General features: G+C 67.3%; 10 protein-coding genes and 1 pseudogene. 3 read left to right on the top strand and 8 right to left on the bottom strand.

Annotated elements, in window-relative coordinates; translation table 11 throughout:
• Positions 1-17: 17 nt before the first annotated feature.
• From ABD212_RS00375 to ABD212_RS00345, 7 genes are all read right to left on the bottom strand, one after another.
• Positions 18-392, bottom strand: coding sequence for a nuclear transport factor 2 family protein (locus ABD212_RS00375; protein ID WP_344090016.1), 375 nt, complete (start codon positions 390-392; stop codon positions 18-20).
• Positions 392-1,228: a carbohydrate ABC transporter permease gene (locus ABD212_RS00370; protein ID WP_344090014.1), complete on the bottom strand. Its 837-nt coding sequence runs from the start codon at positions 1,226-1,228 to the stop codon at positions 392-394. Before ABD212_RS00370 ends, ABD212_RS00375 begins: the two co-directional genes overlap by 1 nt.
• A 1-nt stretch (position 1,229) precedes the next feature.
• Positions 1,230-2,189, bottom strand: coding sequence for a carbohydrate ABC transporter permease (locus ABD212_RS00365; RefSeq protein ID WP_344090012.1), 960 nt, complete (start codon positions 2,187-2,189; stop codon positions 1,230-1,232).
• Positions 2,190-2,272: 83 nt separating this feature from the next.
• A complete protein-coding gene (locus ABD212_RS00360) occupies positions 2,273-3,550 on the bottom strand; it encodes an ABC transporter substrate-binding protein (protein ID WP_344090010.1) in 1,278 nt (425 codons plus the stop codon).
• A 171-nt stretch (positions 3,551-3,721) separates the two neighbouring features.
• Entirely contained in the window at positions 3,722-4,705 is a 984-nt protein-coding gene (locus ABD212_RS00355) for an NAD-dependent epimerase/dehydratase family protein (protein ID WP_344090008.1), read from the bottom strand.
• A 489-nt stretch (positions 4,706-5,194) separates the two neighbouring features.
• Positions 5,195-6,670, bottom strand: coding sequence for a C-glycoside deglycosidase beta subunit domain-containing protein (locus tag ABD212_RS00350; protein ID WP_344090007.1), 1,476 nt, complete (start codon positions 6,668-6,670; stop codon positions 5,195-5,197).
• Positions 6,671-6,701: 31 nt separating this feature from the next.
• Positions 6,702-7,991, bottom strand: coding sequence for a C-glycoside deglycosidase beta subunit domain-containing protein (locus tag ABD212_RS00345; protein WP_344090005.1), 1,290 nt, complete (start codon positions 7,989-7,991; stop codon positions 6,702-6,704).
• 213 nt (positions 7,992-8,204) lie between these two features.
• Here ABD212_RS00345 and ABD212_RS00340 point away from each other — a divergent pair, with 213 nt between their 5' ends.
• The 3 genes and pseudogenes from ABD212_RS00340 (at position 8,205) to ABD212_RS00330 (ending at position 12,596) form a co-directional block, all read left to right on the top strand.
• The gene (locus ABD212_RS00340) at positions 8,205-9,158 is read left to right on the top strand and encodes a LysR family transcriptional regulator (protein WP_344090004.1); all 954 of its coding nucleotides are present in this window, start codon (positions 8,205-8,207) and stop codon (positions 9,156-9,158) included.
• Positions 9,155-9,934 (top strand): annotated as a pseudogene (locus tag ABD212_RS00335) (SDR family NAD(P)-dependent oxidoreductase). Before ABD212_RS00340 ends, ABD212_RS00335 begins: the two are co-directional and overlap by 4 nt.
• 160 nt (positions 9,935-10,094) lie before the next feature.
• Entirely contained in the window at positions 10,095-12,596 is a 2,502-nt protein-coding gene (locus tag ABD212_RS00330; protein WP_344090003.1) for a glycoside hydrolase family 2 protein, read from the top strand.
• Here ABD212_RS00330 and ABD212_RS00325 read toward each other — a convergent pair.
• Positions 12,544-12,831, bottom strand: a complete 288-nt coding sequence (locus tag ABD212_RS00325) for a substrate-binding domain-containing protein (RefSeq protein WP_344090002.1) — start codon at positions 12,829-12,831, stop codon at positions 12,544-12,546. The genes ABD212_RS00330 and ABD212_RS00325 overlap by 53 nt on opposite strands.
• Positions 12,832-12,869: the final 38 nt, after the last annotated feature.

The following is a 12,869-nucleotide window of genomic DNA, read 5'->3' as shown; positions in this document are numbered from 1 at the left end:
GGGGCGTCCTTCGGTGGTCAGAACATCGGATGGTCGTGGGCGGCATGCACGGGAACCTGCTGAAGCACGTCCCAGTGCTCGACGATCCGGCCGTCCTCGAATCGATAGATGTCCGCGACCGCGGCGTCGGGAGCGCCGGGACGGGAGGCTTTCACATGGACCATCGCGAGATCGCCGTCGACCAGGATCCGCTGCACCTCGAACCGGGCGTCGGGCGATCCGTCGAACTTCGGCGTCAGCATCTCCACCGCGGCTGCTGGGCCGTCGGGAATGGTCGGATTGTGCTGCCGGTAGTCGTCCGCGACGAGGTAGGCGAAGGCATCCGCCACCCGCTTCTGCGTGTAGAAGAGGTGGACGAATCGTTCGAATGCAGCGCGGTTGTCGGTGCCCATCAGCCTTTGAGCCCGCCGGCGAAGCCCTGGATGAAGCGCTTCTGGGCGAACAGGTAGAACGCCAGGATCGGGATCATCGAGATGATGACGATCGCGAAGATGGAGTTCCACTTCGAGACGAGCGAGCCGATGAAGTAATACATCGATACCGGCAGGGTCTGGTTCTGCGAGCCGCCGAGGAAGATGAGGGCGGTGAAGAAGTCGTTCCACACGATGAGGCCCGCCAGGATCGCGACGGTGCCTGTCGCCGGCGACATCAGCGGCAGCACGATACTGAAGAAGATCTGGGTCTTGCTGGCACCGTCGATCGCTGCGGCCTCCTCGTATTCCGTGCCGAGCTGACGGAAGAAGCCGGCGTAGAGGAAGATCGACAGCGGCAGCAGCATGCCGGTGTAGAGGATGATCATGCCCCACAGGGTCCCGGTCAGCCCGATGGTTCGGGCGCCGATGTACAGCGGCACCGTGCCGAGCTGGGTGGGCAGCACGATGGCGATCAGGAACAGGTAATAGGCGCCTCGGCTCCAGCGGCGGGTGCTGCGGGAGAGGACGTAGCCGGTGAGTGCGCCGAGCAGCACGAGCCCCAGGATCGACCCGGCGGTCATGATCACGCTGTTGATGAGGCCGGTCACGATGTTGGCGTTGCCCTGTCCTGTGAACGCCGAGCCGAAGCTCGCCAGCGTCGGGCTCTTAGGCCACGCGACCGGCGAGGTGGTGTAGATCTCGCTGTCGGGTTTCAGCGCCGTCGCGATGAGGAAGTAGAACGGCAGCAGGAAGACCGCCGCGAGCACCCAGAGGAGGACCTCGCGCAGGAGGGTCAACTTCGTGTAGCGGAACATCTCAGGCCTCCTCGGGCCGGCTCTGGGTGACGCGCTGCTGCAGGATCGCGAAGACCAGGATGATGAGGGTGAGGATCAGCGCGAGTGCCGCGCCGTAGCTGAAATTGCTGAGAGCGAATGCCTGCTTGTAGACCTGCGTTGCGAGTGTCTCGGTGGCACCGGCCGGCCCACCGCCCGTCAGCGCCATGATCTGGTCGAAGATCCGCAGACCGTTGACGATGCCGAGCGTCGTCGCTATCGCCACGGCGGGGCGGATCGCGGGCAGCACCACATGCCAGAACCGCTGCCACAGTCCGGCGCCGTCGATCGCGGCGGCTTCTTCGATCTCCGGCGGGACCGAGGCGAGGCCCGCCATGTAGATGACCATCGCGAATCCGGTCTGCTGCCAGACGATGACGACGAGAATCGCCCAGATGGCGAGTGATGGATCCGCAAGCCAGGGCTTCACCCAGGACTGCAGTCCGATCGCGGTCAAGAAGGCGTTCAGCGGCCCGTTGTAATCGAAGATGAACTTCCATATGTACGAGACAGCGAGCGGGCTCAGGACGACCGGCATGAAGAACAGCACGCGCAGGACATAGCGCGTTTTTACGAGACGGTTCAGACCCAGCGCCAGCGCCAGGCCGACGACGTTCACGAGGATGACCGACATGACCGCAAGGAAGAGCGTGTTGATGACGGCGCCGACCATCACCGGGTTCTGTGCGATCTTGACGAAGTTCTGGAAGCCGATCCACTCGAACGACCCGATTCCAGTCCAGTTCGTGAAGGCGAAGGCCGCTCCGATCGCCGTGGCGACGTAGTGGATCGCGAACACCATCAGGATGCCGGGCAGCGCCCACCACCAGTGACCGAAGGACAGGACGCCCGAGCGCCGGGGGCTCGAGTCGCGTCGGCGGCCCTGCCGGGTGCGCTTGGGAACGACTAGGGCCTCGGTCTCGGAGTACATGGTGGTGCTCATGGTGTCCTGTCTTCGTTGCTTCGTCGTGGGGAAGGGAGCGCGCCGCCCAGGGATAAGACCTCCCTGGGCGGCGCGCCGGCGGATCAGCCCCAGGCGGTGTCCATGGCCTTCAAGACATCGTCCACGCTCTTCTGACCGGTGAGAAGTCCCTGCACTCCGCTGCCGAGGGCGTCGTAGACGCCGGGGTTCGGCCAGCCGGTGAGAGGAAGCGGCACATAGTCGCCGTTGTTGATGATGTCGGCGACCGGGGCATAGATCGTCTTCGAGAGATCCGAGCCGATAGGCACCGAACCCGCAGCGTCGGCGAAGACCTTCTGGCCCGCGTCGGACGCGGCCCAGTCGAGGAACTTGTTCGCCGCGTCGGCGTTCTTAGCGGCCTTGTTCAACGAGATCGCGTAGTCTGCGCCGACGATTCCGAAGTCCTTGCCACCCGGTGCCGGCGGAACCGTCTGGATGCTGAATTTCTGATCGGGCGCCTGCCGGTTCAGGTCGGCCGCCGCTCCGCTCGGTACGAACGCTGCGAGCGCGGTGCCCTGGAGCAGTCCATTCGTGATCGCGTCGAATCCGGCGCCCTCCACGCCCTTCTGGAAGCAGCCGGCTTTGTTCATGTCGACGATCGCCTGCAGAGTGTCTTTCCAGCCCTGGGAGCCGGCGAACGTGGTCTTGCCGTCGGTCCGATCCTGGTTCCAGTTCGGGTTGTCGGCGTAGACGCGCGTTGCCGAGAGGATCAGCGCTGTGAGGCCCGTGTTCGGGGCCATGGCGCCGGCGAGCGCGTACAGGGACTTGCCGCCGCCTGCGATCGACTTGCAGTCCGAGATCAGCGTGTCCCAATCCGTGGGGTAGGTCACGCCCGCGGTGTTTGCGGTGGTGTCGTTGAGGATTCCGCCCACGTACGTCAGTCCAAGCGCGACGCCGTAGGTCTTGCCGTCGACTTGGAACTGGCTCTCGGAGCCGGCCGGGATGACATTGGTGCCAGCGGGGACTGGGGCGATGAGACCGGCCTTCTGGAGAGTGAGGATGCTGCTTCCCTGACCTGAGCCTGGTCCCGTCTGGAAGACGTCCGATGCGTTGCCTGCGTTGAGCTGTGTCGTCAGCGTCTGAGCGTACGAGTCGTTGGGGATCTCGTTGAGCGTGATCGTGACGTTCGGGTTCTCGTGCATGTACGCTTCGGCGAGGGCCTTGAATGAAGTTGTGGTGGCGCTGTTCACCACCCCATACGCAAGAGAGAACTCCTCCTTGCCTCCCGCGGAACTGCTGCCGCCGCCTCCGGTACCGGAGCAGCCTGCGAGGATGAGGGCGCCCGCGGCCACGGCGGCGAATACGCCGGTGCGGATGACGCGAGAGCGACGGTGCTGTGTCATGTCCAGCCTTTCTGACTTCGTTGTCGGTGGCTCGTTGATCGAATCACCGTGCTGTCGTTTCAGTATGACCAGCATGTGCCAGAAATGCACATAAGTATTCTCGATATGCGGCATAAGCCAGCCCGGCATGCGCGTCCGCGACACCGGAAGTCGCCCAGTCGGGTCTCGGCGTCAGCGAACCACAGCGCCTGCGACCGAGCGCTGGGCGTCGATGATCCGGTCCTCGAGATCGTCGGCATCCCGGCCCAGCCCATGCTCGTCGACGTATGCGACGGTCTCTGCGAGACCGGCGTCGAGCGTCACCCGCGGTGAGAATTCCGGGACGTCGCGCAGGATCTTCGCCGCGCTGAAGAGCATGTTGTGCGCGAAGATGCTGGTGGCGAAGAGGAACCGCTGCGGGTCGATCGACTGCAGCACATCTGCGGGCACGCCCACCTGGTCGACCTCGCGTCCCACCGCTCGCATCAGTGCTCGGTGGTACTCCTCCCAGGTCGTGTGGTGCGGATGCACAAGGTGGTATGTCTGGCCGACGCACCGTTCTCGGCCCAGCGCTCCGACGAATCCGGCCGCAGCGTCATCGACGTGCAGCAGGTGATGTGTCGCACTGCCGTCGCCGACCTTGATGATCGGCTGTCCGGCTCGGATGCGGTGCACCCAGGTGCTGTCGATGCCGATCTGGCGCAGCGCGCGGCGCGGTCCATACGTGGTCGACGGCCGGATGATCGTCACCGGGAACCCCGACCGATAGTGCTCCTCGAGGAGCACGCGCTCAGCCGCGGCCTTGTTCGCGGCGTACGGAACCGATGGTCGCACCGGGTGATCCTCTGTGACCGGCATCCAGTCGAACTGCTCCCCCAGCACAGTCACCGTCGAGGTGTGGATGACGTGGCGGACGTCTCGGAAAGCTCGGATGCTGGACCGCACGTCGTCCGGCGTGAACGCGATCACGTCGATCGCGGCGTCGAACGACCGGCTCTGGACGACGGCCTCGAACCGCTCCTGGTCGCGTCTGTCGACGACCAGCGTCTCGACATCGTCGGCCGGCGCTGCCGTCATCGCGCGGTTGACGCACGTGACCTCGTGGCCTTTGTCGAGGAGAAGGCGCACGATGCTCGTGCTGATGTTGCCGGTTCCCCCGACCACCGCGACCTTCATGTCACCGCCCTACCGCCGGCAACTTCAGCGCCGAGGATGGTTCGGGCTCTTGGCGCGTGGATCTGGTTGGTCGACATCGCGGCCGTCCTCTCTCGCGCCTGTTCGACCCACGTGGACACGATCGAGGATTCGGCGAACCGCTCGGTCGGGCGGACTTCCCCGTCGACCGCTCCGCGCAGGCTCGCGCGGACGAGTTCGTCGATCTGCCTCATGGTGCTCCCTCGGTCTCTCCGTCGAGCGGCGCGGATAAGGACACGCCCGAGCGACGATCCACTCGGCGATGGCCTCGATCGTCGGCAACGCGGTGGGGCCGGACGGTTCGTTGATGTGCGCGTGGTCGGCGCCGGGCTCGAGATGCAGCGTACGTCCACTCCCGCACCGGCGAGCATCCGCTCATCCGAACTTCGGCGAATCGCGCGAACCTCGGACCGATCCTCGCGATTGCTCCGAAGTTCGGTCCATCCTCCGAACTTCGGATGCGACCTGGCCTCACGCCGGCTGCAGCTCGCGCATCGACTTGCGGATCAGATCGTGCTGCCTGCGCACGAGGATGAGCGGATCGACCTCGCCGATCTCGGCGAACGCGTGACCCTCCCACTCGCTCGACCAGTAGCCGCGGTAGCCGCCCTCGACGAACACGCGCACGAGCTCCGGGTAGTCGATCGCGGGCTCCTGGCCGTCCTCGTCGATGTCGTAGAACTTCGCATGCACGTGCAGGATCTGGGGCATGATGTCCCCCCACTCGCGGGGATCGACGTGCCCGTGCATGTTGAAGGCGAGATGGGCGAACGATCCCAGGCGGCCCGGATCGAAGTCGCGGCTCTGGAGATAGGCGATGAACTCCTGCTGCCGGTCGCGCATCGAGGCATCCGTCGCCCAGATCTGCTGGAGGCGCTCCACCGCGTCATCATCCAGTCCCGCCCGGCGCACCGCCCGAAGCAGGGTCGGCGACATCGAGTGCATCGTCGACGAGAAGTCCGCGACGAACCCCAGCAGCGGGGAGTCCAGCTGCTCGTATACGTCCCGCACCTTCAGGATCTCGGGCGCATTCTGGCCCATGGGAGCGTGGATCTCGTACGCGAGCGCGAGCTCGAGCTCTTCCGCGACCGGCAGCAGCCGCCGCAGCAGGTCGGGCTTGGCGCTCTGGATGCGCACGAGCGGAAAGCCGAGCTTCTTCGCCCCACGGAAGAGCAGCTCGCTGAACTCGAACTCCTCGTCGGGACTCATGTCTCTGTCGCGCCGCCTGCCCATGTCGAGGTTCGCCCCGAACGAGCTCTCGTCGAACCCGTGCCGGTCGAACGAGGCACGCCAGGTGCGGACGAACTCGTCGGAGACGACCGGATACGTGGGAAGCACCTGCGATGCGACGATCTCGATCCCCGGCCCGATCCCTAGCTCGGCGACCCGGTCGAGCAGACCGTCGAAGTCGTACCACCCGGCGCGGAACTCGGCGCTGGCCGAGTAGAGGGTGAGACCCAGCTTGAAGGGATCCTCCTCGGTCGCGGCGGGAGGCGGCGGCACGTCCGACACCAGGGCCGGGGGCGCGGCATCCCGATCCGTGGCGACGAGGGTCAGCGTCTGGCGCACCACGTTGGGCACGTACATACCCGGTCCGCCGTCCTGGCCCGGGGCGATCTGCATGTACGGCAGCCGCAGCTCGCCGAGGATCGCGACCTCGTGGGACTCGCCGAGCGCTATCAGCTCGGCGCGCCTCACGATCAGCAGCGGGTGCTCCTGCAGGTACCACAGCACATCGCTCTGTGCGGGCAGGTCCTCAAGGGCGTACCGAACGCCCGCGAGCTCGAGCGAGAGGTCTGCGGAGTCGACGGGTTCGCCGTCGAGGGTCACCTGGAGCGTGCCCACCGACGACAGCCAGAGGCTTCGGTACCACGGGATGGTGAGCGACAGCGCGAGCCCGTCGGGGTGGACGCGCAGGCTGTCGTCGTGGATGAGTCCGTTGGGCATGATCGGCTCCGGTTCGTTTCGAGAAGGGGTGTCAGAGTCGCGCGGCGACCTGGCGCATGAGCGAGTGCTGGCGGCGGACCTGTTCGAGCGAACGCCAGGGTGTGCGCTCGCCCTCGTACTCGCTGGAGAGGTAGCCGGTGTAGCCGGCATCCCGGAGCCCGCGCAGCACCGGCTCCCACGGGATCTGCTGATCGACGAGGTGCTCGTCGATGTCGTGGAACTTCGCCTGGACGAAGACGACGTACTTGCCGATGTCGAGGAGGTCCGCAGGGTCCACGCCGATGCCGTCGAGGAACGCGGGTCGCGTTTCGCGCGTCTCGCCGGACCGCAGCGGGATGGGTCGGTCCTGGAAGATCCCGGTGTCGATCAGCAGCCCGAAGTGCTGCGTGCCGGTGCGTTCGATGAGAGCGATGTAGTCGTCGACGACAGGATGCCTGATGGGCGTGGGCGAGTGGATCTCGGGACAGATGACGACATCCAGCTCGTGAGCGAGGTCGAGGCTGCGCTCCACCGCCTCGGTCCAGATCGGGTCGGGGATCAGATCGCTCGAGACGACGCCGATCTTCGGGCGGACGAATCGGAAGCCGAGCTGCCCCGCCAGGCGGAGATCGCGCTGGAGAGCGGCGGCACCCTCGGCCACCGACATGGTGCGGCCCGGATGCAGCCGCGTGTCGATCCACGAGCCGTAATTCGTCGGCTCGAGCGAATACTTCTCGAGCAGCGCGAACCACTGATCGATCCACGCCGTCGACGGCTCGGGGTAGTTCGCCACGTGCCCTTCGCCCAGGATCTCGACGCCGGTGGCGCCGACATCCGCCACTGCGGCGAGCGCTGTCTCGAGGTCCAGGACCGTGCCGTAGTCGTGCATGAAGCTGTACAGCGAGACCCCGTACTGGAACGGTCCGCCGTTCGCTTCGGACGTGAGCGTGATGTATTCGGTGGCACGGAACACGCTCGGCTGATGCTCGATCGGGATGTACGACATCCGCAGCCGCAGCTCCACCGAGACCTCGTGCACGCCCTCGGGCAGGCCCCCGGGGAACGGAACCGTGACGACCCCGGCATCTTCGAGCTGCCACCGCACCCCGTCGCTGTCCCAGAGCTCGGCGAGGGAGTACTCGCGGCCGCCGAACGTCCAGCGCGGCACGTCGGGGCCGACATCCACCAGATCGCCGACGCGGACGGCGATGCCGTCGATGAGGGATGCCGCCATGCCACGGTATGACGGCATCCGCACCCGGAACTGGAATCCGGTCACGACGCCGCCCTCGCGGACGTTGCGGAAGCCGACGGACTGGATCAGGTCTCGCTCGAGAAGCATCGATGCTCGCTCTCTGGTTCGGGATGCCGCATCGCGCAGCGGCAGGCAGGATTCACGCTATCAGCTTTAGGTGCGTTTCCCACATAAGTAAGACGAATGCGCGCATAACCATTCGACGTGCGCCCATCGTCCTGAGCGATGGTCGCTACCTACCCCATAGACCGCGCGGATACACTGGGCCGAGGCATCCCGACCGCGAAAGAACACACCGACGTGTCCGACCAACCGCTGCTCTCCCGACTGGATCTGAATCTGCTCGTCGCCCTCGACGCGCTGCTGACCGAGCGCAGCGTCACCCGCGCGGCCGAGCGCCTGCACCTCAGCCAACCCGCGCTGAGTGCATCCCTCGCACGACTGCGCACGCACTTCAACGACCCGATCCTCGCCCGGCGCGGAAACACCTATGAGCTCACGCCTCTGGCCATCCGGCTGACCGAGCACACCACGACCGCCCTCGAGGCCGCACGCCGCGTCTTCGAGAGCCAGGCGACGTGGAATCCCCTCGATTCGACGCGGGAGTTCTCGGTGTACGGGTCCGACTACGGATTCGCCACGGTCGGGACGGCGGTGTCGCGCTTGGCCGCCGAGCGTGCGCCGGGGGTGCGCTTCCGGTTCATGCTGCACAACCCCGCCATCGTCGACGATGTGGCGAATCGCCTGCGGGCGGTCGACGGCATGATGATCCCCCACGGCTACCTCACCGATCTGCCGTACGTCGACCTGTGGCGGGACGGGTGGGTGGTGGTCGCGTCCGAGTCGAATGAATCCATCGGCGAGGAGCTGTCGATGCAGGTCCTCGGCGAGATGCCCTGGGTGTTCACGTATCAGTCGCGCACCGCTTTCACCTCCGCGGCACGGCAGCTGCAGCAGCTGGGCATCGAACCACGTGTCGAGGTGGTGGTGGAGAGCTTCCTCGCGCTGCCGCACTTCATCACCGGCACGAACAGGCTCGGGCTCCTGCAGGCCGGCCTCGCACCACTCGCCCAGCAGGTCGGGGGCATCCGGATCCTCGCCGCCCCGTTCGATGCCACCCCGGTGCTCAATGCCCTGTGGTGGCATCCGGTTCACAACCGGGACCCCGAGCACGTGTGGATGCGCGGCATCTTCGCCGAGGCCGCGCGCATCGTCGATTCGCAGCTGCATCCCGCAGCGGGCGTCACCGTATGACGAGCGCAGGTGGGTCGCTCGCCGGACGCACGATCGTGGTCACGGGCGCCGCTGCGGGACAGGGCGCGGCGGCGGCCCTGCTGCTGCACGAGCTCGGAGCGCGAGTCGTCGCCACGGACCTCGGGGACGTCGTCCCAGCCGCGTTCGAGGGGACCGCCATCCGCTACCGGCGGCTGGACGTCTCCTCCGAAGCGGACTGGACCGCGCTGGCCGAGCAGCTCGTCGACTCGGGCGCTGTCCACGGCCTCGTCAACAACGCAGGCATCACCCACCGTGCGCGCCTCGGTGCCCTCACCCGGGAGGACTGGGACCGCGTCATCGCGGTCAACCTCAGCGGGGCGATGCTCGGCATCCAGGCGCTGTCGCCGCTGATGGTCGCGGGATCGTCGATCGTCAACGTCGGCTCGACCGCGGCGCTCACCGGCCATTAGCCCGCCGCGTACACGGCCAGCAAATGGGGGCTTCGAGGACTCACCCACGTGGCGGCGACGGAGTTCGGACCCCGCGGCATCCGGGTCAACATCATCCACCCGGGGTTCATCGAGACGCCGATGACGGCATCCGCCCCCGACGCGATGCGCGCGGCGCAGCTGGAGCTGACGCCGCTCGAGCGGGTCGGACAGGCGGACGAGGTTGCGATGGTGACGGCCTTCCTGCTGTCGGATGCCGCCTCCTACATCACCGGCGCCGAGATCCCCGTCGACGGCGGGTTCACGTCCTCAGGCGGCGCCAAGGTCATGGCCGACCGCATCGCCGCCGTCGCGCGGCCGGCGTGAACGCCCGCGTGCAGGGCCGTCCGTGGGCTCGACGGGTTCTCTGCGGATCGCCGTACGATTCGGCTGTCGTGGGGTCGGCAACGATCGTGTTGAACCGGTTCAAGGATGATGGTGGTGCGCAGTGTCGAGCACCGACCGCCTCCGCGCCGACGGGAGACCCATGATCGATCGCACGCCCCTGCATGAGGGCTGGACGCTCCGCCTTGCGAACGGCGCCTCGGATTCGGTGGTCCCCGCGGCGGTGCGGGAGGCGCTCCCGATCGCCGCGACCGTGCCGGGCACCGTCCACACCGACCTGCTCACTGCGGGTCTCATCCCGGACCCCTACCTCGACCGCAACGAAGACCTGGTCTCATGGATCGGGTGGGTCGACTGGGTGTACGAGCGCAGCCTGGACATCGTCGATCCGCGCCGCCGCCGCGTGCTGCACTTCGATGGGCTCGACACCGTCGCAACGGTGACTGTGAACGAGCCCGTCGTGCTGCGCAGCGAGAACCAGCATCGCCGCTACGACGTAGATGTGACCGACGCACTCCACCACGGACCGAACACGCTGCGGGTCGAGTTCGCGTCGGCGACGGCGTTCGGCGAGGCCGAGCGAGCCCGTCTTGGCGCGTACCCGAGTCAGTATCCAGCCCCGTTCAACTACATGCGCAAGTCGGCATGCAATTTCGGCTGGGACTGGGGTCCGTCACTCGTCACCGCGGGCATCTGGCGTGACGTCCTGCTCGTGACGGGCGACGAGCCGCGTCTGGGCGATGTCCGCCCGACCCTGACCGTCGAAGGAGACCGCGGACACGCGGTGTTCGAGGTCGACATCACCGGCACCGACACCGACACCGGCGAGGAGCACATCGTCGTCGAGATCACCCTCGGCGACGCCCGAGTGAGCCGCGTCGTCGAGCCCGGGGTCCTGAGTGTCCGCATGGCGATCGACCTCGACGGGGTGCGCCGCTGGTGGCCGGCAGGTCTGGGCGAAGCCGCGCTGTACGACGCGTCGGTGCGGCTGTGCACCGAGTCGGGCGACCTCCACGACCAGTGGCGCGAGCGGCTCGGCTTCCGGTCGGTGCGCCTGGACACCGCGCCCGATGCCGAGGGCACGCCGTTCACCCTCGTGGTCAACGACATCCCCGTTCCGGTGCGAGGCGCGAACTGGATCCCCGACGACTGCTTCCTCCCGCGCGTCGACGCGAGCCGGCTGCAGGCCCGCATCGGGCAGGCTCTGGGGGCGCACATCAACCTCCTGCGGGTCTGGGGCGGCGGTGTGTACGAGAGCCGCGAGTTCTACCGTGCCTGTGATGAGGCGGGGATGCTGGTCTGGCAGGACTTCCTGTTCGCCTGCGCCGCTTATCCCGAAGAAGACCGACTCGCGACCGAGATCCGCGCAGAGGCGCGCGACAACGTGGCACGTCTCATGCCCCACCCCAGCCTCGTGCTGTGGAACGGGAACAACGAGAACTTCTGGGGCATGCTGGACTGGGACTGGCGCGAGACGCTCGGCGGCAGACCGTGGGGCGCGGGGTACTACCTGGAGATGCTTCCCGAGGCCGTCGCCGCGGTGGATCCGTCTCGGCCGTACTGGCCCGGCAGTCCCTACTCGGGGGATCCCGCCATCCATCCCAACGACGACGACCACGGTCCGAAGCACATCTGGGATGTCTGGAACGAGGTCGACTACTCCGTGTATGCGCACTACCGGCCGCGCTTCGTCGCCGAGTTCGGCTGGCAGGGTCCGCCGACGTGGTCGACCATGACACGCGCCATCCATGACGATCCGCTCACCCCGGAGTCGCCGGGAATGCTCGCGCACCAGAAGGCGAACGACGGAGCGGGAAAGCTGCGTCGCGGCCTCGAGCCTCATCTGCCGGCGCCTGAGACGACCGAGGACTGGCACTTCGCGACCCAGTTGAACCAGGCCCGTGCGGTGGCTTTCGGCATCGAGCACTTCCGCTCGCTCCGGCCCCGTTGCAGCGGCACCATCGTGTGGCAGCTCAACGACTGCTGGCCGGTGACGAGCTGGGCGGCGATCGACGGCGACGGCCGCCGGAAGCCGCTCTGGTACGCCCTGCGCAACGCCTACGCCCCGCGGCTGCTCACCCTCCAGCCTCGCGGCGAGGACGGCGCACTCGCTCTGGTGGCGGTGAACGATGAGCGCGACGAGTGGGACCTCGATGTGGTCGTGCGCCGGCTGAGCTTCGACGGCAAGGTCCTCGCCGAGGAGCCCCTCCGGGTCGAGGTCGAGCCGCTGGGCGTCGCGACTCTGACCCTGCCCGCCGAGGTGTGCGTCGCCACCGACCCGCACGCGGAGATTCTGGTCGCCCTGGAACCCGGCGGGACCGCCGTCGCCCACCGGTTCTTCGCCGTCGATCGCGACCTCGACCTCACCGAGCCGGCGCTGCGCACATCCCTGCGGCGCGACGGGGAGACCGTCGTGCTCACGCTCGCAGCGGACACCGTCGTGCGAGATGTCTGCATCTTCGCCGATCGCATCTCGCCCGCCGCCGAATCGGACGACGCATTGTTGACCCTGCTGCCGGGCGAGAGCCGGGACATCCGTGTGATCGGCGTCCCCGAGGGACGCGAGCAGGAGCTGGCGGCGGCCCCTATCCTCAGAACGGTGAACTCCTACCTTCGAGCCTCGCGCTCCCCGCGATCGCCATGAGGTCGTTCGAGTACACGATCGCCGTCGGCCGGTCGACCGACGAGAGCAGGGTCCGGGTGGCCACACGGCCCCCGGCCGCCGTGCAGTCCCCCTCGGCCCACCACGAGTCATCCAGGCCGTGATCGCGAAGCACGCGCTGATACAGCGCGCGTCGCAGCCGCGCCTGCGCGCCGGTCTGAGGGCCGACCACTTGGGCGATCCGCTCGTGGCCGAGCTCGACGAGGTGGCTGATCACGTCGCTGATCGCCTGCGTCTCGTCGTAGACGAGCGCGG

It is taken from the genome of Microbacterium deminutum, from assembly GCF_039530205.1.
GTDB classification, from domain to species: Bacteria; Actinomycetota; Actinomycetes; order Actinomycetales; family Microbacteriaceae; genus Microbacterium; species Microbacterium deminutum.
This window is presented reverse-complemented; position numbering and strand designations above follow the sequence as displayed.

Coding starts and splice junctions, on each gene's coding strand:
- ABD212_RS00375 (WP_344090016.1), bottom strand. CDS start 392: ATGGGCACCGACAACCGCGCTGCATTCGAACGATTCGTCCACCTCTTC.
- ABD212_RS00370 (WP_344090014.1), bottom strand. CDS start 1,228: ATGTTCCGCTACACGAAGTTGACCCTCCTGCGCGAGGTCCTCCTCTGG.
- ABD212_RS00365 (WP_344090012.1), bottom strand. CDS start 2,189: ATGAGCACCACCATGTACTCCGAGACCGAGGCCCTAGTCGTTCCCAAG.
- ABD212_RS00360 (WP_344090010.1), bottom strand. CDS start 3,550: ATGACACAGCACCGTCGCTCTCGCGTCATCCGCACCGGCGTATTCGCC.
- ABD212_RS00355 (WP_344090008.1), bottom strand. CDS start 4,705: ATGAAGGTCGCGGTGGTCGGGGGAACCGGCAACATCAGCACGAGCATC.
- ABD212_RS00350 (WP_344090007.1), bottom strand. CDS start 6,670: ATGCCCAACGGACTCATCCACGACGACAGCCTGCGCGTCCACCCCGAC.
- ABD212_RS00345 (WP_344090005.1), bottom strand. CDS start 7,991: ATGCTTCTCGAGCGAGACCTGATCCAGTCCGTCGGCTTCCGCAACGTC.
- ABD212_RS00330 (WP_344090003.1), top strand. CDS start 10,095: ATGATCGATCGCACGCCCCTGCATGAGGGCTGGACGCTCCGCCTTGCG.